An 18,803-nucleotide genomic window follows, 5' to 3' on the forward strand; every position below is an offset into this window, starting at 1 on the left:
CTGCGGCGCGGGCTGGGACGGCGCCTGGGGGGCCGCCTGGGGGCCGCTGAGGGTGTGCACGGCGCGCCGCAGCGACTCCTCCAAGTCGCGGGCCGGGGGGGACACGGCGGACAGCATCTGGTTGGCGCTGCGCGCGTGGCGGCTCTGACTCTCCGCGGCCAGCTTGAGCTGGGTGAGGGCCTCGCTGACCAGCCGGCGGGCGTCCTCCAGCTTCTGCCGGGCCTGGTAGTAGGCCACGTCCACCATGTGCTTCTGGAGCGTCAGGCGCTGCTCCTCGGTGATGCCGGAGAGCTTCTCCGCGCGCCGGAGGTAGTAGAGGCCCTGGTCGACCCGGGCCGGCTCGTCCGACGCGATGCGCGGCCGGGCCAGGCTCTCCAGGACGGGGAACAGGGCCTGGTCCAGCTCGTCCCGGTCGGTGAACTTGCGCGTCAGGAGGGCCGAGACGTCCTGGCCTTCAATGGCGACGGGCGCATAGGCGTCCGCCAGCCGCGGGTCCCCGGTCCGGTAGGGGACCGCGCCCATGGGGGCGTTGCGGCCCTTCATCACCACCAACTGCCCGTCTTGGAGGGCCAGGGTGAAGGTGCGCGCGTTGAGCTGGGAGAGGAGGAAGACGACTACGCCGCCCAGGCCCAGGATGAGAGTGAAGACGAGGAGCCGCGTGAAGGTACGCCGCGCCCGATAGCCGAATCCCTGTTGTGCCGTTCCGTTCATGTCGCCTGCCCTCCTGACGTACGAGCGCGAGGCCCATTTCCAGCCCCGGCGCTTAACTTGGGGCGCGCCTGCCCGGGGGTATACTCCCACTCCCGAACACACCGATGCACCACACATTCCGCCGCTTGGGGCCCAGCGAGCTGCTGCCCCGCTACATTTTCGCGGAGAGCCTCTTCGCCCGTCGACGGGTCCTGGAAGTCGATGCGGTCGCCTCCACCGGGGGCGAGAGCGCACGCTTCCTCGTGGAGAGAGGCGCGCGCGCGGTCGTGTCGTGCGACAGGGATGTAGCGGCGGTCGAGGCCGCGCAAAAGGCGCACGGCGGTCCCTCCTTGCGCTTCCGGGCCAACGTCTACGACGACTTCGAGTCGGGCAGCTTCGACGTGGTGCTGGTCGCAGACCTGGCGCCGTACGTGAAAGCGCCGGAGCTGTTGGCGGAGCTGGCGCGACTGGTGACGAAGCAGGGCTTCCTCGTGGGCGGCCTGCGCAATGTCGCGGGGCTCGCGTTGCCCCAGTTGCTGGAGGCCGAGGAGGGCGTGCCGCCCACCTATGGTCAATTGCTGGACGCCCTGTCGGTCCACTTCGCCTCTGTGGAGGTGGCCACGCAGTCCCCGGTGCTGGGCTACCAGCTCGCCTTCGAGCGGGGCGAAGGGCTCCAGGTGGACGGCACCCTGGTGAATCACAGCGAGGCCGCCTACTTCCTGGTGGTGGCGGGGCAGGACCCGGCGCGCGTGGTGGACCCGACCTGGGTGCAGCTGCCTCCCGAGCCGCTGGCCTTCACGCGGGGCAAGCTCGATGAAGTGGTGGCGCGCGCGAAGTCCTGGGAGGAGCGCAGCGGCCGGCTGAAGGAGTCGCTGACGAAGCTCCGCGCGGAGCTGACGGACCGGGAGGCGGAGGCGGCGTCGCTGCGGCCCTCCTTGGAGACGGCCCGGGATGAGGTGGCCCGGCTCACCGCGCAGTTGGAGCAGGCGCGGGGGAGCCAGGAGGCACAGCGCGAGCGGGACGACCTGTCCGGGATGCTGCGGCGCCGCGAGCTGGAGCTCCAGGTGGCGCAGGAGCGGCTGGCCGACGCGGACCGGCGACTGGCGGCGCAGCGGCTGGAGGTGGAGGCCGCGCAGCGTGCCCAGGCGGACGCGGGCGTGCAGGTGTTGGCGGCCCAGGAGTCGCTGCGGCTGGAGCGTGCTCGTCGTGAGGAGACGGCGGCTTCTCTAGAGGAGGCCCGCGAGCGGCTGACGCAGGCGTATACGCAGGTGCGGGACCTCCAGGAGGAGCAGGCCACGCTGCGCATCGAGCGCGAGCGGGACCGGCTGGCCGCCGAGCGCGCCGTGGAGCAGTCCGAGGACCGTCGGCGTGCCGCGGAGGCCGCGCGCGAGCGGGAGCTGCGCATCGCGGAGCAGTACTCGGCGGCCCTGGCGGCGGTGGAGCACCTGAAGGCCGAGGCGGCTCGGGCGGCGGAGACGTCCCGGGACGCGGGCGCCGCCGTCTCCGTGAAGGATGCGGAGCTGGCGCGCACGGCTCGGGAGCTGGTGGACGCGCGGCAGCGGACGGCCTCGGCGGAGGGTGCTCAGAAGGACGCGGAGTCGCGACTGGAGTCGCTCCAGGCGGAGGTCCGGGGTCTGGAGACGGAGCTGGCCGCCGCTCGCGAGTCGCAGTCCCGTCTGGGCCAGGAGGTGGAGGCCCTGACGCACGCGGAGGCCTCCGCGCGGGCCACGGCGCAGAAGTGGGAGGAGTCGCTTCATCACGCCTCGCAGCGGTTGGAGGCGCTGGAGGCGGAGCGCGCTCGGACCGAGGAGCGCCTGGGGCAGGCGCTGGAGACGGAGCGGGACGCGCTCCAGTCCCGGCTGACGTCGCTGGAGCGCGAGCTGGAGGACGAGCGGGCTCGGGCGACGGCGTTGGAGCAGCAGGTCCTTGATGAGGTCTCCGCGAAGGGCGAGGTCGAGGCCCGGCGGCAGGAGCTGGCGGAGGAGCGCGCGGCCCTGGTCCGGCGCGTGGTGGAGCTGGAGGCCGAGGCTTCCTCGCACGCTCGTACGGGGCGGCAGTCCTCGGAGCGCGCGGAGGAGCTGGAGTCCGCGCTGCGGACCGCCCGAGAGGAGCTGGAGTCCGCGCACCTGGAATGGCAGGCGTCGGAGGAACAGCTCGGGCGCGTTCGCGGGGAACTGGACTCGGAGCGTGAGGCCCGGGCCGCGGTGGAAGAGGCGCTGCGGCTGGCGCGTGGGAAGCTGGAGGGCGCGGCGCAGCGGCTGACGGACGCCGAGGCCACGCTCTCGCGGACGCGTGAGGCGTTGGACGCGGAGGTTGCTCGGCGCACGGCGCTGGAGAACTCCCTGGCGGAGGTCCGGGCCTCGCTGGACTCCGAACAGGAGGGGCGGGCCCTTGCGTTGGAGTCGCTGCGTGCGCAGCTCGAGGCCGAGCAGGCACGGCGCAGTGACGCGGAGGCGACGCTCGCTGAGACTCGGGCTGGACTGGATGAGGCTCGCCAGTCGCTGACCCAGGTTCGGGACGCGCTTGCTTCCGAAGAGGAGCGGCGCGCTCGGTGGGAAGCGGCGCTCGGGGATGCGCAGGCGCTGCTCCAGGTGGAGGGACAAGAGCGCGCGCGGTTGGAGGTGGCGCTCACCGCGGAGGCGGAGCGACGGGCTCAGGCGGAGGACTCGCTTGTAGGCGTTCAGGCTCGCTTGGACGAGGCGCTGGCGCTGCGCGCGCGGACCGAGGCGGAGCTGGTCTCGGCCCAGGAGGCGCTGGTCCGGCACGAGGCTCGGGGCGAGACGGCGCTGGCTTCCGAACGTGAGGAGCGTGAGCGGCTGGCCGCGGAGCTCACCGCGATGCGGGAGCGTGCCTTCGGCGCGGACGAGGTCGTCACCCGGCTCCAGGCCGAGGCGGCTTCCGAGCGCGAGGCGCGTGCCCAGGCGCAGGAGGCGCTCGCAGCGGAGCGTGAGGCGCTTGCCCAGGTTCGTGCGGACCTGGACGTCGAACGCCAGGGGCGCGGCGATGGCGAGGCCGAGCTGGCTCGCGTGCAGGGGTTGCTTGGGGGGGAGCAGCAGGCTCGCTCGGAGGCGGAGGCGGCGCTGGCTCAGCTCCGTGCGACGCTCGGGGCGGAACAGCAATCGCTGGCCGATGCCGAAGCTTCCCTGTCCGATGCGCGTGCCGCGCTGACTGCGGAACAGCAGACACGCGCCGAGGCCGAGGCCGTGCTGGCGCAGTCTCGCGAGGCGTTCGCGTCGGAGCAGCAGGCTCGCGCCGAGACCGAGGCGGCGCTGGCGCAGTCTCGCGAGGCGTTCGCGGCGGAGCAGCAGGCTCGCGCCGAGACCGAGGTCGTGCTGGCGCAGTCTCGCGAGGCGTTCGCGGCGGAACAGCAGGTTCGCGCCGAGACCGAGGTCGTGCTGGCGCAGTCTCGCGCGGCACTCAAGGCGGAACAGCAGGCTCGCTCGGAGACCGAGTCCGTTCTCGCACAAGCTCGCGCGGCACTCGAGGCGGAGCAGCAGGGGCGTGCCGAGCTTGAGACGGCCCTGTCGCAGTCGCGTGAGTCGCTGACGGCGGAACAGCAGACGCTCATCGAGCTTGAGACCGCACTGTCGCGGTCTCGTGAGACGCTCACGGCGGAGCAGCAGGCTCGCGCGGCCATCGAGTCCGCCCTGTCCCAGGCCCGTGAGGCACTTGCCGCGGAGCAGCAGGCTCGCGCTCAGGCTGAGTCTGCACTGGCTCAGTCGCGTGCGACGCTCGAAGCGGAGCAGCAGACTCGCGCCGATACCGGTGCCGTGCTTGGTCAGACTCGCTCGGCACTGGAGTCCGAGCAGCAGGGCCGCGCCGAGGCCGAAGCTGCGTTGGCGCAGGTCCGCGCGGTGCTCGAAGCGGAGCAACGCACGCGAACCGATGCGGAGTCCGCGCTGCAAACGCTGCGCACGGAGGCATCCGAGCGCGACCAGGCACGGCAGGAGCGGCTGGCTGCCGCCGAACGTGTCATGGCCGAGCAGGAGCGCGCGCTCGAAGCGCAGCGTCTGGCGGCCGAGGCTCGCGAGCAGGAGCTGCGCGATACCGTGACGCGCCTGGAATCGGAGCGGGCGTGGGCGGAGGACACCGCGAAGGAACAGCGCTCGGCGTTGGAGTCCCGGCTCGCGGAGGCGCTCGCGGCGCAGGAGTCGGATGCGGCGCGTGCGGTCGCGCTGGCTCAGTCCCTGGCGGACCTTGAGTCGGCCCGAAGCGCGGCGGATGCCCAGCTCGCCGAGCGTGCAGGAACCATCGAGGCGCTGGAGACGCAGGTCGCCCAGCTGCGTGAGCAGGTCGCGGAGCGTGAGGCGGAGGCGGGCCGAGTCAGTGAGGCCGCCACCGAGGCTCGCGAGGCACTGACCCGGCAGGAAGCCGCCGCGCAGGAGCGACTCTCCGCGGTCGAGCGTGCGCTGGATGACGCGCTTGCTCGGGCGGAGCGGCAGCAGGGCGAAATCGAAGCGCTGACCGCGGATCGAGACCGCGAACGGACGGCCTTGGCTGCGGCGCAGCAGGAACTGGCGCATCTGGGCGCCGCGCGGCAGGAGAGCATGCGCCTGGGGGCACAGCTCCAGCGTGCCATGGCGGCCCTGAACGAGCGGGGCATGCACATCGCTCGGCTCGATGCCGAGTTGGTGGATGCGCAGGACCGGCTCGCGGCGCAGCGGGAGAACGCCGAGTTGCTCATGGTGCAGCTCGAGACGGCGCGGCGCTTCGCGGGCAAGGCCACCGCGATGGAGAACTCGCTCGAAGCCGAGCGCGCCGCGCTGGAGACGCTGCGGACCGAGCTGGCCCGCGCGACCGAAGCCGCCGCCACGGAGCAGGCGAGGGCGAACGCGCTGGAGGCCCAGCTCACGGACTCCGCCGATGGACTGACGCGGGCCCGTAGCGAGCTGGAAGCCCAGCGCGCCGAACTCGAAGGAAAGCTCTCGGACGCCGTCTCGCGTTCTGATGCTCAGCGCGCCGAACTTGAAGCGCAGCTCGCGGAAGCCGTCGCGCGTTCCAACGCCCAGCGCTCCGAACTCGAGGCGCAGCTCGCGGAAGCTGTTTCTCGTTCCGATGCGCTACGTGTGGAGGCGGCGCAGCAGTTCGCGGAGGCTGCTGCTCGCACCGAGGCCGAACGCACCGCGCTGGAGGCCCGGCTGGCGGAAGTCGCGGTCAACGCGGATGCACAGCGCGGCGCGCTGGAGGCTCAGTTGGCGGACGCCGTGGCCAGCCTCGAGGCGCAGCGTGGCGAACTGGAGGCCCGGCTCGCGGAAGTCGCGGCCTCCGCAGAGGCACAGCGCGCCGAGTCGGAGACCCGGCTGGCGGACCTCAACGCCCGGTTCGAGGCACAGCAAGCGGAGCTGGAATCGCGGCTCGCCGAGGCCTCCGCGAATTTCAATGCGCAACTGGCAGAGGCCAGTGACCGCGCGGCCCGGCTCTCCGACACCGCTGACCGTGCCCACGCCGACAGGGCCACACTGGAAGCCCACGTCGCCGAGCTCACGTCCCAGCTCGATGTGCTCCGCGCCGACCTGACCGCCGCCACGGAGCGGGCGGCCACGCTTCAGTCCGCCCAGGAGCGCCTCGCCCGCGCGGACTCCGACCGCGAGCGCCTCCAGTCGGACCTGTCCGTCGCCCGCGCCGCCCGGGTCCGCCTCGAAGGCCGCGTCACCGCCCTGGAAGCCGCGTCCACCGACGCCGTCCGGATCCTCGACGCTGAGCGCGCCGAGCGCACCCGCCTGTCCCAGGCGCTCGAAGTGGCCACGCAGCAGCTCCAGCAGCACGACGGCAGCGCGGCCGGGCAGCTCGCATTGCTCCAGACGGAGCGCTCCCAGCTCGATGAACAGCTCCGGGGGCTCGAAACCCAGCTCCAGTCCCAGAAGGCCCGCGTGGACGCGCTGGAGGCGGAGCGGACCGAACTCCTGTCCACCGTGGAGTCCCTCAAGGTGTCCTCCCAGCCCGAAGACGTGCTGGAGATGGCCGCGGAGATGGAGCTCCTCCAGTCCCTGGTGGAGGACCTCCAGCAGAAGCTCGCGGACCGCGAGGCCGAACTGGCCGCGGCAAAGCGGCCGGCGTCCCGCGCGGACAGCTTCGCCCTGTTGGACGCGCCCGAGCCGGCCCGGAATGAGCTGGTCCCCCCAACCGGGACGGAGCAGGGCGCCAAGGCCCCGGCGCGGCGCCCCCGAGGCGCGGTGCCCGCGCTGGACCTGCCGCCCCAGAAAATGCCCCCGAAGCCGGACGAGCGCGAATAGCCGCTCGCGACTAGGATTGCGCCCGTGGAAGCTCGCGAGCGCATCTTCAAGTATCAGGGCCTGGGCAATGACTTCGTCGTGCTGGACCGGCGCGGCTCCGGCGAGGACATCGACGCCGCCACGTCGCGGTGGATGTGCGACCGGCGCCTGGGCATCGGCGGGGACGGGGTGCTGGCGCTGCTGCCCTCCGAGCGTGGCGTCGCCCGCATGGTCGTGCACAACGCCGACGGCAGCATCGCGGAGATGTGCGGCAACGGCCTGCGCTGCGCGGTGAAGTTCCTGGTGGATGACTCGGGCCGGACGCCAGGCCACATCGACGTGGAGACCGGGGCGGGCGTGCTCACCTGCTACCCCTCGTATGGCGAGGGCGGTGTGGTGGCCGTGGACATCTCCATGGGTCCCGCCCGGCTGGTCGCCCCCAACCTGCCTTCGGGCGCCACGGGGCAGCCCTTTCTGGATGCCTTGGTGCCGGGCCATTCGCCCCTGCGCGCCTACGCAGTGAGCATGGGCAATCCCCACATGGTCCTCCTGGACCAGCCGCTGGAGGATGCCTCGCGCCTGGGGCCCCTGCTGGAGCACCACCCGTCCTTCCCGGACCGCACCAACGTGGAGTTCGTCAGTGTGGACTCGGACGGCCTCACCGTGGTGGTCTGGGAGCGAGGCTGCGGCCTCACCCAGGCCTGTGGGACGGGCGCCTGCGCGTCCGCCGTGGCCGCCGTGCTGGCCAAACGGCTCCCGGCCGATGCCTGGCTGCGCGTCACCCTGCCAGGGGGAGACCTGAGCATCCGCGTCCCCGCCGACCTGTCCGACATCCGCCTCCGTGGACCGGTGGCCTTCGTCTTCGAGGGCGTTGTCGCGATTCCCTCGGGCCGGTAACCTCCCGCGTTCCTCTCGCCCCCAGGTCAGAACGCGCCGTGGCCGGACCCATCCTCGTCGTCGACGACGACAAGTTCTTCCGTCAGCTCGCCAGCGACTTGCTCACGCATAACGGGCATCGCGTGGTGGCCGTGGAGAACGCAACGCTCGCGCTCGAAGAGGCGGCACGCACGTCGTTCGACCTGGTCATCACCGATGTGGTGATGCCAGGCGTGGACGGCTTCGCTCTCACCGCGCGCCTACGCGAGCGGGACCCCGACCAGGAGGTCATCCTCGTCAGCCAGCGCACCGACATCCGGGGCTCGGAGGTGGCGCTGCGCTCGGGCGCGGCGGACTGTCTCTCCAAGCCGGTGAACGCCAACGACATGCTGCTCGCCGTGGACCGGGCGCTGGAGCGCGCGTCCCTGCGCCGCGAGCGGACGCTGCTTCGTGACGAGAACCTGGAGTTCGCCCGCTTCCACAACCTGCACCAGCGCTGCCTGGAGCTCCTGTCCCATCCCGACCTGGAGTGGCTCCAGGAGCGGCTCACCTCGGAGCTGGCGGCCATCTGCGACGCGCAGAGCGCCGCGCTGTGGGTGGTGGACGACCGGGGAGACCTGGTGCTGCGGGCCTACCGCGGGCTGCTGGACCGGCAGTTCCTCGCGGAGAAGATGAGCCCGGAAGGGCCGCTGTCCGGACGCCTGCGAGAGGCCCAGCCGTGGCTGGCCCGCGACGAGCGCTCGTCGGTGATGTACGTGCCCCTGGTGGCGTCGGGGGAGGTCGTCGGGTTGGCGCAGCTCTCCGACCCGCTGTCGGGGGACTTCCGGCCCGAGCATTCGCGCGATGCTCGCGTGCTGGGTGACTTCGCGGCGGTGGGCCTGAAGAACGGCCGGAAGATGCTCGCGCTCCAGCGCCTGGGCCTGAGAGACCGCGAGACGGCGGCGTACAACCTCAGCTACTTCACCGACTACGCGTCCAAGGAAATCTACAAGGCCCGGCGCTACGGGCGGACGTTCTCCCTGCTGACCTTCTCCATCGACAACCTCCCGCTGGTGCGCGTGCGCCAGGGCGCGGCGGACGCGAAGAAGGCGGTGCGCGGCATCATCAAGGCGCTCAGCAAGATCATCCGCGACTCGGACGTCATCGCGAAGGCGAGCGACCAGGAGTTCTACCTCCTGCTCCCGGAGACGGACTTCTTCGGGGCGCTGATGTTCGTGCGCCGCGCCGTGGCCGCCGTGCGCGAGGAGCCCGAGGCCATGGAGGTGGACCAGCGCCTCCCGCTGGCGATGGTGGGCGGTGCCAGCACCTTCCCCAAGGACGGCGAGGACTTCGACGAGCTGGTGCACCGCTGCCGCCGCCGCATGGACGAGCGGCGCGCGTCATTGCAGCGCCGGCTGATGCTGGATGGGCTGCCCTTCTGGGACGAGGTGGACCTGCTGCTGGGCACGCCGAACAGCCCCCGGCTGCCGGTGGACGAGCGCTCCGAGCCGAGCCGCCGGGGGAAGGTGTCCGACGTCCTCTTCGACGAGCTCCAGGCGGAGATTGCCCGGGAGATGATGCGGGACCCTGGTTCGCGCGGCCTGCTGTACGTGGGCGGGCCGGAGATTCGCACGGACCTGAACATCGCCGCCGGGCTGGAGTCCGCGCCTCCCGATCTGGCGTCGCGCATCTACCTGCTGGGCCGCCGCGTCGACCTGGAGTCACACCCCGCGCTGACGCCCGTGTTCCTGGAAGGCGACGACCGCATCGCGCGGCACGAGTTCATCCTCTGGCTCTCCGAGAACGCGGCCTACGCGCTCATCCAGCGGCGGGGCCACGGAGCGACGTGGGGGTTCCACACCTCGGACACCGCGGTGGTGGACGGGCTCATCTCCAAGCTGCAGGCCGAATACGACCTGCAGCCCTACTGACACGAAGCGGAGCGCCACCGTGGCCCCGGTCCGGAAAATCCTCATCGCCGACCCTGACCTCGAGTCCGTGCGCTCGCTGTCGCGGGCGCTGCGCACCAAGGGCTATCAGGTGCACTACGCGCCGGATGGCTCGCGGGCCCTGGAGGTGGCCGTGCTGCGCCACCCGGACCTCACGCTGTTCGACGAGGCCTGCCGGCTGCTGGACGCGCGCACCTTCATCCAGATTCTGCGCACCAACCCGCGCACCGAGGACATTCCGGTGGTGCTCACCACCGCGAGCTTCGAGTCGGACCGGCTCCGCGGCCTGCGGGACGGCTACCTGCGCAAGCCCTTCAACCTGGACGAGGTGCTCAGCCGCATCGAGCACATCTTCCGGCGCAGCGAGGCGGCCAAGGACCTCAAGAGCGAGCAGCAGGAAATCGAAGGCTCGCTCAGCCAGCTCAGCATCCCGGACCTGATGCAGTTGTTGGGCATGAACCGGCGCAGCGGCCGGCTGACGCTGGAGCGCGGCAACGACCGGGGCGAGATTTCCGTCGTCGAAGGCCGCCCGGTGAACGCGAAGCTGGGGCGCGTGGAAGGGGAGAAGGCCCTGTTCCGCCTGCTGGCGTGGGTGGACGGGACGTTCACCTTCTCGCCCGGAGGCAACACGGCACGGCCGCGCATCAACCGCGGCATGGATGACGCGCTGCTGGAGGGCATGCGCCAGTCGGACGAGGTGAACCGGCTGATGCCCGGCCTGCCGCCGCGCCACACGCGGCTGATGCTGGCGCCGGACGCGGACCTGCAAGGAGACCAGCATCCGGTGACGCAGCAGGTGGTGGACCTGCTTCGCCAGCCACGCGCCCTGGGCGAGGTGTTGGACCTGGCGCCGGCCACCGACCTGGAGGTGCTCAACGTCCTCACCACGCTCATGCAGCGGGGCGTGGCGAGGGCCGCGGACGGAGACGGCGTGGAGGCTGCGTCCGGCGAGCTGCTGGGCGCGGCGGAGGTACACGCGCTGCGCGGCCGGATTCTCCGCACGCGAGCGCCCGCGAAGGTGGCCACCGCGAAAATCTTCGTGTGCGGCAGTGGCGCGAGCGCGGCCCGGCGGGTCCTCTCCCGCATGCCCGGCATGGAAGCGCTGTCAGCCGAGCCCACCGCGGTGAAGAGTGGTTTCGGCACGCTGGGGCGCCTGGTGCTCAGCGAGGTGCTGCGCCTGGACTTCTGTGTGCTGCCTCCCGCGGAGGCGGCGCGGCCGCTGTGGCGTCCCTTCACGGCGGGCGCCATGGGCGCGCTGCTGATGGATGTGGCCGAGCCCTCCGTGCGGCTCGCGCACTACCTGGCCTGGGAGGTCCGGATGCCGGTGGTGGTGGTGGGCGCGGAGGTACCGCCGGCGTTGCAGGGGGCTCCCGCGGGGGCCCTGGGCTCGGGGGATGACCTGGCGGACGCGCTGCGCTCGTTGCTGGTCCAGGCGCTCAACCCGGCGCCCACGCTGCCCGGCGTGCCCCAGGTGCAGCGGGCCGCCGCGTCCATCGTGTAGGCAGGGCGCTTCACAGCCGCGCGAGAATCTCCGCCTTCTTCTGCGCGTATTCGTCCTGCGTGATGAGCTCGTTGTCGAGCATCGACTGGAGGTCCTTCAGGGCCTTCACCGGGTCCGCGGGGGCCACGGTTCTGGCCTCGGTGAAGCCAGTGGCCGCCGCGACGAGGGCCTGGATGCTCTGGGGGCGCTGCTGATTGACGGGCCCCAGGACGACGAACCGCTGCGGGGCATTCGGATCGATCTTCACCTTGAGGCGCACGCCGGGCTCCAGGATGAAGGCCTTCCAATCATGCGCCCGGCTGCGGTGCTGCCGCCTGTAGGTGGGGAGGCCCGGCACCTCGAACTCCAGCAGGAAGTCGTAGACGTAACTCTTGTTGATCCGCATCGACGTGCGCTCCATCCGGAGGATGGTGGCCTCGCCGGCGGTCCCGTGCTCGCGGAGGCGCTGCGTCTGCACGTGCGAATAGACGAAGAACCTCGCAGCGCCGAAGCCGACGAGCGCGAAGAGCAGGAAGGGCAACATCGTCAGGACCGCGGTCAGCACCCAGCACCTCGATGCGCGTTCTCAGATACGCGCGAGAATCTGCGCCTTCTTCGCCTCGAACTCTTCCGGGGTGGCGCCCCGACGCTCTGGTGTGGACCCAGCCGCTTCCTCACTCGCGCCTGATACGACGCGCGTCCCCTCTGACGGACCTCCAGGAGCAGCTCGAAGACGGGACGGCGGTTGACGCGCAAGGCCGTGTCGCGCAACTCGAGCACCGTGGCCTCGGCGTCCTCGCCGTGCTTGAGCACCTGCCGCTCCACCGCCGCGTCGCGGGCGAAGCTCCTGACGACCCAGGCGGCGTACGCGAGGATGCCGCCGAAGAGGAGGAAGACGAAGAACTCGGTGGGCGTGGCGGGGAGCAATGCGTCCATCTGGCGGAAACCCTACCATTCTCCCGTGACGCGCTGGCCGGGGCCGTCACCCCAGCAGCCAGCGCATGGCCTCCGGCAGCCGCCGTTGCAAGTCCCGCTCGTGGTCCGTGTAGCCCCGTCCAGGGCCCCTGGCGGGCGCGGTACGTGCGTTCGATGTATGGCTTCAGTGTTTCAATGACGAAGCGCACGAATGGCTCGGCCCGGGCCGCCACGTTGCTTCGGGGCTCGGCCCACGGAGGTTGGTGCACCAAGTATCGAAGCGCGCGGACTCGGGATGGGCGAACACGTTCTGCAAGTCCTGCATGGAAAGGACCTGTCAGGTGAGGCGTCATGCGCATCGGGTGTGAAGATGCGGACAGTGCGTGTGCGCCCCCTCATGCGGGGAAGCGAAGTCTCGGAGGCTGTGGATGTATCCCATGGGGTTCGGAGGTTGGCGGCCGCGGAGGAGGACAGGTCGCGGCCCGGCACCAGCCACTTCACCCAACTCACGGGATTCTCACGTCGTTTCCTCGGTGGATGAACCCAGCGCTCGGGCTTCTGGAGGTGTAGGCTCAACGGGTATCCTAGGACTCACACGAATACCCATGCAGCAGAAACTCGCCGCAGACATGTCGACCACCGCGGGCCGCGCACAGGCCGGGCAGAGCCCGGTGGCGCTCTCCGTGCCCGCCTTGACGATTGTGTCCCATCCCCAGCCGCAGCGCATTGGCGAGCGGCTGTTGCTGGAGGTGCTTGCGTCCCAGGGGCGCACGGCGGCCCTGTCACGCAACGCGCCGGACTTCTCCCGGCCCGGGGGGCTCATGGCCCTCCCGTTGGGAGACCCATTCCTCAGCCGCAAGCCGGTGGAGTTCGAGCCCGGCCCACGAGGCGGCCTCCGGATGCTGGTGCCGGAGGACGGCACCCAGGTGCGCGTGGCGAACGAGCCCGTCGTGGGCGGCCGGGAGTTCTCTCGCGAGGAGCTGTCCGCTGGAGTGCCGCTGGTGCTGGCCGACCGCGTGGTGCTGTTGCTCCACCTGGCCTCGTCCTTCCGTCAGCCGGGCGTTCTGGACCTGGGCATCGTCGGCCACGGCGAGGGCATCCACCGCGTGCGCGAGGACATCATCCGGGTGGCCGACCTCGCCGTGCCGGTGCTCATCCGCGGTGAGACGGGCACGGGCAAGGAGCTGGTGGCGCGCGCCATCCACGCCAGCGGTCCCCGCCGCGCCGGTCCCTTCGTCAGCGTCAACCTGGGAGCGCTCGCCAAGGAGCTGGTCGCCGCGGAGCTCTTCGGCGCGCAGCGCGGGGCCTATACGGGCGCCAGCCGGGACCGGGAAGGCTTCTTCCGCGCGGCCGAGGGCGGGACGCTCTTCCTCGATGAGGTTGGCGAGGCGCCGCCCGAGGTGCAGGCCGCGCTGCTTCGCGTGCTGGAGACGGGCGAAATCTATCCCGTGGGCGGCCATACGCCGGTGCCTGTCGACGTCCGGCTGGTCTCCGCCACGGACGCGCATCTGGAGGCCCGCATCCAGGATCGCACCTTCAAGGCCCCGCTGCTGCACCGGCTGGCCGGCTTTGAAATCCTGGTGCCTCCGCTGCGCGAGCGCCGTGAGGACGTGGGCCTGCTCTTCCTCCACTTCGCTCGCCAGGAACTGGAGGCCATGGGGGAGGGCGGTCAACTGACGTCTTCGGACCCGCGCGCCGAGCCCTGGCTGCCCGCGGCCCTGGCCGTCCAGTTGGTGCGCCACGCGTGGTCCGGCAACATCCGCCAGTTGCGCAACGTCACCCGTCAGCTCGTCATTGGCAGCCGGGGCATGCCCGGGCTGCGCGCCGATGCACGGCTGGAGCAGGTGCTGGACGCGGACGCGCAGCCAGTCCCCGGGCGTCCGTTGACCGCGCGCACGGGTGAGGAGGGGGGCGACGGCGCGAAGGCACCGCGGCGCAAGCCCGCGGACGTGGGCGAGCAGGAGTTGCTGGAGGCCCTTCGCGCCTGCTCCTGGGACCTCAAGGCCACCGCGGACTGGCTGGGCATTCCCCGGCCGTCCGTCTACGTCCTCATCGACAAGAGCTCGCTCCTGCGCACCGCGCGCGACTTGAGCCCCGAGGAAATCACGCGCTGCTTCCATGAGTGCGAGGGCGACCTCGACCAGATGGTGCAGCGGCTGGAGGTCTCCAAGCGCGCGCTCCAGCGGCGGGTCCGGGAGCTGGGCCTCAGTGGTGGGTAGTGTTGGCTGACGCGTCAACCCGGACCTGGCGGGTTCGGTTGACGCGTCCATTTGCCTTTTCGGGGGGCTCGGGTGTCGATTGTCGAGGGGCCGCGCGCCATGCCTGGCTGGTACGGTGCCTGCAACTCACAGCCCGCAGCAATCCTTCTCATTGCCCCATTGGGGGTACGGGAGCCGCGCCCATGACCGTTGTCACCGTCACCATCAAGAAGTCGGGGGATCTGGTCTACGAGCCCAGCAATCAGGTCGGGCGCGGGTACACAGTCCGTTTCGTGCTCGACCCGGTCAACGGTCCTGCTTGGGCAACGGTGAATCCGCCCACGTGCCTGGTTGACACGAATCCCTTCACCCTGGACCAGACCTCCGCGGCGCCCCCCATCTACGAGGACCCGGTCTCTGAATCGGCCGCGTACAAGCCGTATCTGTTCACGGTGACAGTCCCTCCTTTGCCGGAGAAGCCTCACCTCGGAGGCGAGGCGGAGACGAAGAACGGCAACCTGGACGTGACGACGGATCCGCCGAAGCTCTGAGCCGCCCTGACGTGTCAGGCCAGACCTCATGGGTGGGCTGACGCGTCCAGATGCCGATGAGGCCATGCTCCGCTGGTGAGTCTTCGAGGGCGCTGTGAACCAGACCTGTCTGGTATGGTGTGTGCAAATCACAGCAGTCGGCAGTTCATCACACGCCCCAGCGGGGCACAGGAGCCACGGCCCATGGCCATCGTCACTGTTCTCATCAACAAGTCCGGGAACCTGAGCTACATCCCCAACAACAAGGTTCGGCACGGCGACACGGTCCGTTTCGCCATTGAAATGATTGGCGGCGCATCGGACGTGACGGTGAATCCCCCCGCGTGCCTGGATTCGACGGCGTCGTTCAGCTTGAACAACACCTCTCTGTCCGCCGCCCAGCGCGATGACCCCGTTTCCGACGGGGCCGCGGTCGGCTCGTATCCATTCACAGTGGAAGTCCCCAGCGCGCCCGCGGCGTCGGGCCTGGGAAGCGAGCTGGAGACGAAGAACGGCAACCTGGACGTGACGACGGACCCGCCCAAGGAGTGCTGAGCCACGTCAGGGCGTAGGAGGGCCGGCCAGCGGCTCGCGAGCTGCGCCGAGCCGGCCACTCCATTCGGGTTCCAGGTGAGGGTTGCGGGCCAGTGCTTGCCGCAACGCCTCCTGGCCCTCGATGCGCCAGGCCTGCCGTTGCTCGGAGGAGGCGCGTGTCTCCGCCAGGGCGAGCAGCCCGCCGCCACGAAGCGCCTGGGCCCGCGCCCACCTGGGCCGGTCCGCCAGGACTTCCGCCACGAGCGCGAGCCCCTGGTTCAGCAGCGGCGCGGCGTCCTCGTTCCGCTGCTGACGCCACGCGGCCCAGTCGAGCTGGAATCGCGCGGTGGTCAGCCGGTAGTCATGCCGGCGCGGCTCCAGGGACAGAGCCTGCTGGAATGCCTGCGATGCGAGCTCGAAGTCCGATTCCTGAGCGGCGCCCCGGTGCGCCAGCCAGCGGGCCTTGAGGGCGCGGGCCTCGCCCGTGTTGCGCCACGTGTGGCCCTGGCGGGGATTCAGCGTGGTGGCCCGCGCCAGGGACTCCTCGGCCTTCGCCAGCTCCGCCCGTGGGTCGCCGCCGGTCTCCAGGCTCCACGTCGCCAGCAGTGTCTGCACGCGGCCGAGGTTGGCCCAGAGGTCGGCGTCCTGGGGCTGGAGTGAGAGCGCCTGACGGTAGGCTTCCACGGCGGCGCGGCCACTCGGTCCTGGATTCTCCCTGCGCGCGGACTGGAAGGTGGCGTTCAGGGTCCACACCTCGCCCAGGTTGTTGTGGGCGTACACCTGTCTGGGCGCCAGCGTCCGGGCTTCCTCGAAGGCCGCCTGCGCCTGCTGGAGCAAGGGCTCGGGGGCGCCGCCTTCCTCCCAGCGTTGCTCGGCCTGCCACAGCAGCGCCGCGCCCAGCCCGTTGTGGAGCGGGGGGAGCTTCGCGTTGATGCCCAGCCCCTGCCGGAACAGGGCCAGCGCCTGCTCCAGGTCCGCCTCGAAGGGCTCGCCGTGGCTCCAGCGCCAGCGCGCCAATTGCTCGGAGATTTCCGCGCCGCGGAAGCTGGCCACGACGTTGCCGGGATTGAGCGCCAGCGCCTTCGCCAGTGCGTCACGAGCCCGCGTCAAATCTCCCGCGGCGTCGGTGGCGCGTGGATTCGAAGCGCGGCGGCGCAGGGCGTTGCCCAGGTTGATCCACGCGTCGGCCTGGTTCTCCCGCACGCGGATGGCCTCCAGGTACGCGTCAATCGCCTTGCCCTGGTGCTCCAGCGGGTCCACGCCGCGCTCGGCTTCCGCGTCCGCCCACACCTGATAGGTCAGGCCCAGGTTGGCGTGGAAGGCATAGTCGCGCTCCTCGGGGCGCAGGCGCTCGAAGGCCTCGATGGACAGACGGAGCTGCTCGCTCGGGTCCTGCCCGCGCTCCTGGCGGTAGCGGGCCCACAGCCGGTGGGTGATGGCGAGCTCCAGCGCGACACGGTCGCTGGGCGGCGCCAGGGCCAGGGCCTCGCGCGCGGCGCGGATGGACTTCTCCAGCAGCGGCTCGGCGTCCTCGCGTCCCTGGCTGGTGCGCTGCTCCGCGAGCCGGCGGTGCAAGCGGGAGAGGACGACCAGCGAGCGGTGGTGGTCCGGCGCGGCGGTGAGCGCGCGGGTCGCCGCTTCCACGCCGCGCTCATAGTGGGGCAGCACGTTGCCTTCGCCGTACAGCTCCATCACCAGCGCGGCCAGCTCCAGGCGCGCCAGGACGTAGTGGCCCATGGGCTGGCTCTCCGCGGTGGCGACGGCGGCGGCATAGGCGCGGCGGCCCGCGTCCAGGTCCTCCTGTGAGCCGGCCTTGTCGCCCTGGTGCCAGCGCTGCGTGGCCCGCGCCAGCAGCACGTCGCCTTGCAGCAGGGGCGCTTCGTAGAACCAGGGCTGCGCGCGGCCCATGGCTTCCAGGTGGGTCAGGGCCTCTTCGTGGCGGCCCTCGTAGAAGGCGAACAGCGCCTTCACATACAGCGGTGGGACGGGGACGTCGGGGCCTTCGGCCTGGCGCAGGTAGGCCAGGGCCGGGTCCCGGTAGTTCTGCTCCAGCTCCTTGCGGCGGACCTCGCGCTGCTCCGGGCTGCGGCGCTCCACGTCCAGCAGCAGCCGCTCCTGGTAGAGGTCTCCCAGCACCTGCGCCAACGCCCAGGCCACCCGGGGCTCGCGGTAGCCCTGGGCCCACGCGGCCTCCAGGCGCTTGCGCGCGGCGTCCCGCTCATCCAACACGAGCAGCGCGCGGCCCAGGGCGTACTGGCCGGGGCCCAACGCGTGGGGGCCCGCCTCGCGCACCTCGGCCTCCAGCGCGTCCATGCTGGCGCGCAGCTCGCGCCGGTCTTCACGGGTGTCGTGCAGGCGGGACAGGGCGGAGTAGCGCGCGGAGGCCTCGATGCGCTCCACCCGTTCGGTGAAGCGGCGCGTGAGGCGTTCGCGCTCGGCCACCTCGCCGCGGGCGATGCCCGCCTGGATGAGCGCCAGCAACACCACCGTCAGGGCCGCGGAGCCCAGCGTCAGCGCCACCCGGTGCTTGCGGGCCTTGCGGCGCAGGCGGTAGCCCAGTCCCTGTCGCGCGAGGACGGGCTCTCCTTCGAGGAACCGCTCCAGGTCCTCCGCCAGCGCCCGCGCCGAGTCGTAGCGGGCGGGCCGCTGCTTCTCCAGGCACTTGAGGACGATGGCTTCCAGGTCCGACGGAATGTCTGCGTCGAGCGCGCGCGGCGGCGCCGGCTCGTCGTGCTGGAGCCGGGTGATGACCTCCGCCTCGGTGGCGCCGGTGAAGGGCGGCCTGCCGGTGAGGAGCGAATAGAGCGTGGCGCCCAGCGCGTAGATGTCCGCGCGCCGGTCCAGGCGTGACACCTCGCCGCGCGCCTGCTCCGGGGCCATGTAGTGCGGGGTGCCCTGCACGGCGTTGGGCGCGGCGCCTTCCTCGCGCCAGTCGCGCGCCAGACCGAAGTCCATGACGAAGGGGGCCAGCCCGCCGTCCTCGGTGCGCTCCACCAGGATGTTGCCGGGCTTGATGTCGCGGTGGATGAGGCCCGCGCCGTGGGCCGCGTGTACGCCCTCGGCGGCCTGGCGCAGCACCAACACCTTCTGCTCCAGCGTGAGCGAGCGCGCCAACTGTCCCAGCGGCTGGCCGTCCACGAAGCGCATGGCGATGTAGCCCCGGCCGCGCACCTCGCCGACCTCGTACACCTCGCACACCCGCTCGTGTCGGACGCGGGCCTGCGCGCGGGCCTCGGAGAGGAAGCGCCGGGCCAGCTCCGGGTCGTCCCCGCGCACGAACTTCAGCGCCACGTTGCGGCGGAGCATGGGGTCATACGCCAGGAACACCCGGCCCATGCCACCCTGGCCCAGGAAGCGCACGGGCTGGTAGCGGTCCCAGTCCGGCACCGGGAAGGTGGGGCCGTCCGGCTCCACGGCGGGGGGCGGGGACACGCCCGGGG

11 protein-coding genes are annotated in these 18,803 nt (G+C 71.4%); 7 read left to right on the plus strand and 4 right to left on the minus strand.

Features of this window, described 5'->3' with window-relative positions:
• Positions 1-711 (minus strand): IF-2 protein (locus tag FMP39_RS34235; RefSeq protein WP_228558577.1); only part of this gene is annotated, 711 nt, incomplete at its 3' end.
• A gap of 104 nt (positions 712-815) precedes the next feature.
• On the opposite strand from FMP39_RS34235, the gene FMP39_RS34240 reads away from it, so the two are divergent.
• From FMP39_RS34240 to FMP39_RS34255, 4 genes are read left to right on the plus strand one after another with little or no spacing between them, the layout of a single operon-like run.
• Positions 816-6,923 (plus strand): methyltransferase domain-containing protein, encoded by a 6,108-nt coding sequence (locus tag FMP39_RS34240; RefSeq protein WP_141594209.1) that lies wholly within the window; start codon positions 816-818, stop codon positions 6,921-6,923.
• Between the two features lie 24 nt (positions 6,924-6,947).
• The gene (gene dapF, locus FMP39_RS34245) at positions 6,948-7,799 is read left to right on the plus strand and encodes a diaminopimelate epimerase (RefSeq protein ID WP_141594210.1); all 852 of its coding nucleotides are present in this window, start codon (positions 6,948-6,950) and stop codon (positions 7,797-7,799) included.
• 38 nt (positions 7,800-7,837) lie between these two features.
• Positions 7,838-9,688, plus strand: coding sequence for a response regulator (locus FMP39_RS34250; protein WP_141594211.1), 1,851 nt, complete (start codon positions 7,838-7,840; stop codon positions 9,686-9,688).
• 19 nt (positions 9,689-9,707) lie between these two features.
• Positions 9,708-11,207, plus strand: a complete 1,500-nt coding sequence (locus FMP39_RS34255) for a DUF4388 domain-containing protein (protein ID WP_141594212.1) — start codon at positions 9,708-9,710, stop codon at positions 11,205-11,207.
• A 10-nt stretch (positions 11,208-11,217) separates the two neighbouring features.
• Here the strand turns inward: FMP39_RS34255 and FMP39_RS34260 are convergent, their stop codons facing one another.
• Complete coding sequence (locus FMP39_RS34260) at positions 11,218-11,751, minus strand: DUF3592 domain-containing protein (RefSeq protein WP_141594213.1); 534 nt, start codon at positions 11,749-11,751, stop codon at positions 11,218-11,220.
• Positions 11,745-12,122, minus strand: coding sequence for a hypothetical protein (locus FMP39_RS34265; protein ID WP_228558579.1), 378 nt, complete (start codon positions 12,120-12,122; stop codon positions 11,745-11,747). The genes FMP39_RS34260 and FMP39_RS34265 overlap by 7 nt, the downstream gene beginning before the upstream one ends.
• Positions 12,123-12,706: 584 nt before the next feature.
• Between FMP39_RS34265 and FMP39_RS34270 the strand changes: the two genes are divergently transcribed.
• The 3 genes from FMP39_RS34270 (at position 12,707) to FMP39_RS34280 (ending at position 15,384) form a co-directional block, all read left to right on the plus strand.
• Positions 12,707-14,320: a sigma 54-interacting transcriptional regulator gene (locus FMP39_RS34270; RefSeq protein ID WP_141594214.1), complete on the plus strand. Its 1,614-nt coding sequence runs from the start codon at positions 12,707-12,709 to the stop codon at positions 14,318-14,320.
• Positions 14,321-14,502: 182 nt separating this feature from the next.
• Positions 14,503-14,850, plus strand: coding sequence for a hypothetical protein (locus tag FMP39_RS34275; RefSeq protein WP_141594215.1), 348 nt, complete (start codon positions 14,503-14,505; stop codon positions 14,848-14,850).
• A 183-nt stretch (positions 14,851-15,033) separates the two neighbouring features.
• Positions 15,034-15,384, plus strand: coding sequence for a hypothetical protein (locus tag FMP39_RS34280; RefSeq protein WP_228558578.1), 351 nt, complete (start codon positions 15,034-15,036; stop codon positions 15,382-15,384).
• 6 nt (positions 15,385-15,390) lie between these two features.
• Here the strand turns inward: FMP39_RS34280 and FMP39_RS34285 are convergent.
• Positions 15,391-18,803: serine/threonine-protein kinase (locus FMP39_RS34285; RefSeq protein ID WP_141594217.1), on the minus strand; the 3,413-nt coding region annotated here is incomplete at its 5' end.

Origin of the sequence: Myxococcus sp. AB056, from assembly GCF_006547365.1 — a bacterium.
In the GTDB taxonomy this organism is placed as follows: Bacteria; Myxococcota; Myxococcia; order Myxococcales; family Myxococcaceae; genus Myxococcus; species Myxococcus virescens.